This is a genomic window from Actinomadura sp. NPDC048032, from assembly GCF_040653175.1.
In the GTDB taxonomy this organism is placed as follows: Bacteria; Actinomycetota; Actinomycetes; order Streptosporangiales; family Streptosporangiaceae; genus Spirillospora; species Spirillospora verrucosospora.
Window position 1 is genome coordinate 1 of record NZ_JBEZJP010000497.1, and the last position, 5,371, is coordinate 5,371.

A 5,371-nucleotide genomic window follows, 5' to 3' on the forward strand; every position below is an offset into this window, starting at 1 on the left:
CGGCAGCGCGATCTCGGCCTCCAGCCGCGCGAGGTGGGAGCCGACGCAGTAGTGCACGCCGTGCCCGAACGAGATGTGCTCCTTGTTCGCCCGCCGAGCGCAGCACGTCCAGCATCTCGGCGTTCGACAGCGACGCCCGCCAGCCCGGAATCGACTCCAGCTTGTCGAGCGTCCCGCCGGTGTGCCCGAGGCCGCGCCCCGACAGCTGCGGGACCGCCGCCCCGCACGCCGCCACCAGCGGCGCCAGCGGCAGAGTGATCTTGTCGCCGACCCCGCCGGTGGAGTGCTTGTCGGTGGTCGGACGGTCCAGCGCCGACCAGTCCATCCGCTCCCCGGACCGGATCATCGCCTCGGTCCACCGGGCCACCTCGGCCCGCGACATGCCGTTCAGCAGGATCGCCATCGCCAGCGCCGACATCTGCTCTTCGGCGATCACGCCCCGCGTGTAGGCGTCCACCGCCCAGTCGATCTGCTCGGGGGTCAGCGTCCCCCCGTCCCGCTTGGCGCGGATGACATCGGTGGCGTCCACGAAATCCTCTCAGAAGGTGAAACCGAGCCGGCCAGGGTGTGCCGGCCAGGGTGCGTCGGTCAGGCCCGGTCCACGAGATCGTCGGGACCGAACGCGTCCGGCAGGACGTCCGACATGGGCAGGATGCCGCGCGTCGTCTCCAGCAGCATCAGGGCGCCGCCGTGCTCCCACAGCAACTGCCGGCAGCGCCCGCACGGCATCAGCGGATTCCCGTGCCGGTCGACCACCGCCATGGCGACCAGCCGCGGCCGCTCGGACTTGCCGGGCCCGTGCAGCGCCGACACGACCGCGCACTCCGCGCACAGCCCGACGCCGTACGAGGCGTTCTCCACGTTGCACCCGGTGATCATCCGGCCGTCGTCCACCAGCGCGGCGGCCCCGACCGGAAACCCGGAGTACGGGCAGTAGGCACGTTCCATAGCCTCCCGCGCCGCAGCGCGCAGAACAGGCCAATCAATCTCCATGAGCCCTACCTTTCTGGGGGGACGACCCCCCAAACCCCCCGGCAAGGGCAGCTGACCGACGTCCTCCGCTGCGCTCCGGCCGTCGGTCAGCGTGCCTCACCGCGCCGGTAGCGGAGCCCGTTGGCGGCGGGCATGCGGAGGCGTTGGCTGGCCAGGGCCAGGACGAGCAGCGTCGTCAGGTGCGGCGTGAAGGAGACCAGCTCGCCGGGGACGATGTCGCTCAGCAGGAACCACGTGAGCAGCGCGGCGGCCGTGACCAGGGACAGCGCGGAGCCGACGAAGGCGCCCCGCATGTCGCGGCGGTGCGCCGCGTCCAGCGCCGCCTGCGGGAGCAGCCGGTTCGCGCGCACGCCCTGCCAGACCGCGACGCCGATCAGCAGGATCGCCACGAACAGCAGCAGCGCGTGCACCGACTGGCCGCCGCCGCGCACGTTCATCGCGTCGGTGTAGCCGAACAGCAGCGAGCCCGCGGCGAGGCCGCCCGGACGCCAGTTGCCGAAGATCATGGCGGCGAGGCCGATGAACCCTCGGCCGTTGGTCTGGCCGTCCTGGTAGATCGGCGCGGCGACGGTGACGAGGAACGCGCCCGCCAGGCCCGCGAAACCGCCCGAGATCATCACGGCCGCGTACTTCATCCGGTAGACCTGCACGCCGAGCGACTCGGCCGCGTACGCGTCCTCGCCGCACGAGCGGATCCGCAGACCGAACGCCGTCCGCCACAGCACGAAGAAGCTGGCCGGGAGGAGCAGCAGCGCCACGAGCGTCAGCAGCGACATGTCGCTGGTGAGACCGCGGACGATCCCCGCGAGGTCCGACACGAGGAACCAGTGGTGCCTCTCCAGCGAGCCGAGCCAGTCGGGGCTCTGCCAGCCGCCGATCTTGCCTCCGGACAGCACCGGCAGCGTCAGCGTCGGGATCGGATCGACGGGCGGAGACTGCCGGGGGCCGCCGCCGAGCGCCTTCGCCTCCCCCTTGTCGAAGATCAGCCCGGCGAGGAACTGGGTGAGCCCCAGCCCGAGGATGTTGATCGCGACACCGGACACGATGTGGTCGACGCCGAACGACACGGTCGCGATCGCGTGCAGCAGCCCGCCGAGGACGCCGCCGATGATCCCGGCGAGGACGCCGATCCACGGGCCCCACTGGTAGCCGGCCCAGGCGCCCGTCCAGGTGCCGAGGATCATCATGCCCTCGAGGCCGATGTTGATCACGCCGGACCGCTCGGACCACAGCCCGCCGAGCCCGGCCAGGAAGATCGGCACGGCGAGGCGCAGCGCGGCGCTGACCGTCCCGCTGGAGGTCACCGGGTCGGCGTCGTCGATCACCCGGACCAGCGACAGCAGCACCAGCAGGCCGGACGCGATGAGCAGGTAGTGCGGCCAGCGCAGCCGGCGCGCGCCGCTCGCGGCCTTGCGGGCCGGGGCCGTCTCGGTGGCGGTGCTCATGAGGCGCTCCCAGCGGCCTCGCGGGCCAGGTCGTGGCCGGTGGCCAGCTCGGCGGCGACGGCCCGCTGCTGCAGCCGGATCTCCCAGCGCCGGACGAGCTCGTACACGATGACGACGGTCAGCACGACCACGCCCTGCATGACCCCGACGATCTCCTTCGGGACGTCGACCTCCTGGAGGACGTCGGAGGTCTGGTCGAGGAACGCGAACAGCAGCGCGGCCAGCGCGATCCCGGCCGGATGGTTGCGGCCGAGCAGCGCGACCGTGATGCCGGTGAAGCCGAGGCCGGCCGGGAAGTTCAGCGAGTACTCGTAGGACGCGCCGAGCAGCTCCGGCATGCCGATCAGGCCCGCCACCACGCCGGACGCGACCATCGTGTAGACGATCATGCGGCGGGCGTTGACGCCGCTGGCCTGCGCCGCCGACGGCGACAGCCCCGACACCTTCAGGTCGAACCCGAAACGCGTGCGGTTGATGACGACCCAGAACACGACGCCGACCAGGATCGCCAGCGGCAGCAGCCCGTAGACGTCGCCCGGCAGGTCGATGCCGATCGAGGACAGGAGGCCGTTCAGGCCGCCGACCCGTCCCGACTCGGGGATCTGCGGCGTCGCGACGTTGTTGCTGCCCGGCCGCACCTCGGCGAGCCGCTTGTCGTTCAGCAGGTAGGCGATCAGGCCGGTGGCGATCGCGTTCAGCATGATCGTGGACAGCACCTCGCTGACCCCGCGGGTCACCTTCAGCACGCCCGCGATCGCCGCCCACAGCCCGCCGACCACCATCGCCGCGACGATCGTCAGCATCTGGCCGAGGGGGGCGGGCAGCGCCAGCGCGCCGCCGAGCGCGGCGGCGAGGAACGCGGCGATCCGGTACTGGCCGTCCACGCCGATGTTCAGCAGCGCCATCCGGAACCCGATGGCCACGGCCACGGCCGACAGGTAGTAGCGGGTGGCGCGGTTGACGATGTCGACGATCGAGTTGTCGGTCGTGCCGTAGTCGATCATGCTCTGGATCGAGCTGACCGGGTCGGCGCCGGTGACCCGCAGCAGGATCATCGTGATGCCGAGGGAGATCAGCAGCGCCAGCACCGGCGCGCCGATCTTCAGGCCGAGCCCCCGCGGGCCGAGGCCGCGCAGCATCGCCTTCCACGACGGCACCGTCTCCGGCTCCACCGGGCCGGACGCCTTCCCGGGCCGCTTCCCGAGATCGGGGCTTTCGCCCGGACGCGGCGCGGGGACGTCGGCCGGGGGCGTCGCGCCCGCGGGCTCCCCGCCGCCCGCGGGCTCCTCGCCCGCCGGGTCCAGGTCCTTGCGCTCGTCGCTCATGCGGGCGCTCCGGCACCGGTCATGGCGGAGCCGAGCTCCTCGGGGGTGACGGTCCGCGGATCGACCTCCGCGACCAGCCGCCCCCGCAGGATCACGTGCAGGGTGTCGGACATACCGATGAGTTCCTCAAGATCGGCGCTGATCAGCAGGACGGCCAGCCCATCCGCGCGGGCCTGCCGCAGGTACTCCCAGATGGCGGCCTGGGCGCCGACGTCGATGCCGCGCGTCGGATGCGCCGCGATCAGCAGCCGCGGGTCGCCGGACATCTCCCGCCCGACGATGAGCTTCTGCTGGTTGCCGCCCGACAGCGCGGCGGCGGGCACGTCGATCCCCGGCGTCCGCACGTCGTAGGCCTGGACGATCCGGGTGGTGTCGCGGCGGGCGCCGCGCCGGTCGATCCACGGGCCGCGCACGTTCGGGCGCCGGGTCTGGTGGCCCAGCATGCGGTTCTCCCAGAGCGTCCCCTCCAGGACGAGCCCGTGGCGGTGCCGGTCCTCGGGGATGTAGGCGATGCCGGCCTCGCGGCGCCGCCGCGTCGACCACGAGGTGACGTCCTCGCCGCCGTAGCCGATGGTCCCGGCGTCGGCGCCGCGGATGCCCATGATCGCCTCGATGAGCTCGGTCTGCCCGTTGCCCTCGACACCGGCCAGCCCGACGATCTCGCCGCGGCGGATGCGCAGCGACACGCCGTCCACCACGGGACGGCCCTCGGAGGTCAGCACGGTGAGCCCGGCCACGTCCAGCTGGACGTCCTCGGTGACGGTGGACTCGCGCAGCTCCGGGGTGGGCAGCTCGGACCCGACCATCAGCTCGGCCAGGCGCCGGGACGTCACCTCGCGCGGGTCGAGCCGGGTCGCGACCGTCGTGCCGCGCCGGATCACCGAGATCGTGTCGGCGACGGTCAGCACCTCGTCCAGCTTGTGGGAGATGAACAGGACGGTCAGGCCCTCGGCGCGCAGCTCGCGCAGGTTGCCGAACAGCTCCTCGACCTCCTGCGGGACGAGCACCGCGGTCGGCTCGTCCAGGATGAGCACCCGGGCGCCGCGGTAGAGCACCTTGAGGATCTCCACGCGCTGCCGCTCGCCGACGCCGAGCGTCTCGACCAGCACGTCGGGGTCGACGCGCAGCCCGTACGCCTGCGACATCTCCTTGATCTTGGCGCGCGCGGCGGCGAAGTCGATCCGGCCGCGCCGCCGGCCCTTGGCGCGGGGCTCGGCCCCGAGGATCACGTTCTCCAGGACGGTGAGGTTGTCGGCCAGCTTGAAGTGCTGGTGCACCATGCCGATGCCGCGGGCGATCGCGTCGGCCGGCGTCCGGAAGGCCGCCTGCTCGCCGTCGACCTCGACGGTGCCCTCGTCCGGCCGCTGCATCCCGTAAAGGATCTTCATCAGCGTGGACTTGCCGGCGCCGTTCTCACCGCAGAGCGCGTGCACCTCGCCGCGCTCGATGGTGAGGTTGATGTCGCGGTTGGCCACCACTCCGGGGAACCGCTTGGTGATCGATGTCAGCCGCACGGCCGGCACCTGGTCAGGCACGAGTGCCCCTCCTCCTGCCTAGAACGTGAGAGAGGTCCTGGACGGGGATACGTGCCGCCGCACCGGGCGCCAC

4 protein-coding genes and 1 pseudogene are annotated in these 5,371 nt (G+C 72.3%); all 5 read right to left on the reverse strand.

The window, feature by feature from the left end; genetic code table 11:
• Nucleotides 1-529, reverse strand: a pseudogene (locus AB0C69_RS37330) (thymidine phosphorylase); the annotation flags it as partial.
• Between the two features lie 59 nt (nucleotides 530-588).
• A complete protein-coding gene (locus AB0C69_RS37335; RefSeq protein ID WP_360360426.1) occupies nucleotides 589-993 on the reverse strand; it encodes a cytidine deaminase in 405 nt (134 codons plus the stop codon).
• Nucleotides 994-1,079: 86 nt separating this feature from the next.
• A complete protein-coding gene (locus AB0C69_RS37340; protein ID WP_360360429.1) occupies nucleotides 1,080-2,438 on the reverse strand; it encodes an ABC transporter permease in 1,359 nt (452 codons plus the stop codon).
• Nucleotides 2,435-3,763 carry an ABC transporter permease gene (locus tag AB0C69_RS37345; RefSeq protein WP_360360432.1) on the reverse strand — a complete coding sequence of 443 codons (1,329 nt, stop codon included), beginning with the start codon at nucleotides 3,761-3,763 and terminating at the stop codon, nucleotides 2,435-2,437. Before AB0C69_RS37345 ends, AB0C69_RS37340 begins: the two co-directional genes overlap by 4 nt.
• Nucleotides 3,760-5,298, reverse strand: a complete 1,539-nt coding sequence (locus tag AB0C69_RS37350; RefSeq protein WP_345176714.1) for an ABC transporter ATP-binding protein — start codon at nucleotides 5,296-5,298, stop codon at nucleotides 3,760-3,762. The genes AB0C69_RS37345 and AB0C69_RS37350 overlap by 4 nt, the downstream gene beginning before the upstream one ends.
• Nucleotides 5,299-5,371 lie beyond the last annotated feature (73 nt).

What these genes read in the sequence shown, in the direction of transcription:
- AB0C69_RS37335 (WP_360360426.1), bottom strand. Translation starts at nt 993, where the DNA reads ATGGAGATTGATTGGCCTGTTCTGCGCGCTGCGGCGCGGGAGGCTATG.
- AB0C69_RS37340 (WP_360360429.1), bottom strand. Translation starts at nt 2,438, where the DNA reads ATGAGCACCGCCACCGAGACGGCCCCGGCCCGCAAGGCCGCGAGCGGC.
- AB0C69_RS37345 (WP_360360432.1), bottom strand. Translation starts at nt 3,763, where the DNA reads ATGAGCGACGAGCGCAAGGACCTGGACCCGGCGGGCGAGGAGCCCGCG.